The organism is Paraburkholderia sp. RL18-101-BIB-B (assembly GCF_046026985.1).
In the GTDB taxonomy this organism is placed as follows: domain Bacteria; phylum Pseudomonadota; class Gammaproteobacteria; order Burkholderiales; family Burkholderiaceae; genus Paraburkholderia.
This window is the reverse complement of record NZ_JARESV010000219.1, coordinates 1-382: the sequence shown is the minus strand read 5'-3', so window position 1 is coordinate 382 and position 382 is coordinate 1. Positions and strand designations below refer to the sequence as shown.

Annotated in this window: 1 pseudogene; it reads right to left on the bottom strand. The window is 64.9% G+C overall.

Annotated features, from left to right (window positions below):
- Positions 1 to 382 (bottom strand): annotated as a pseudogene (locus tag P0D73_RS46815) (efflux RND transporter permease subunit); the annotation flags it as partial.

The following is a 382-nucleotide window of genomic DNA, read 5'->3' as shown; positions in this document are numbered from 1 at the left end:
GTCGATCGGCGCGGGCAGGCCGAAGTTGAGAATCTGGCTGACGATGTCGGCGGGCAGGAAAGCGAACGTGACACCGGGGAAGTCTTTCGTCAGCGTGGTGCGCAGCGTCGCCACGTATTGCGCGGTCGGCTTGTGTTTCGGCGCGAGCGTGATCATCACGTCGGCATCTTCGGAGCCGATCGGGTCCGACGAGTCGTAGGTCAGATTGATGCCGCTCACCGGCACGCCGATGTTGTCCAGCATCGCCGCGAGTTCCTGCTTCGGGATCACATCGCGCACGCGGGCTTCGACCTGGTCGGTAATGCTCGCGGTGTCCTCGATCCGCGTGCCGGTCGGCGCGCGCAGATGCAGGCGGATTTCGCCGGTATCCACCGCCGGGAAA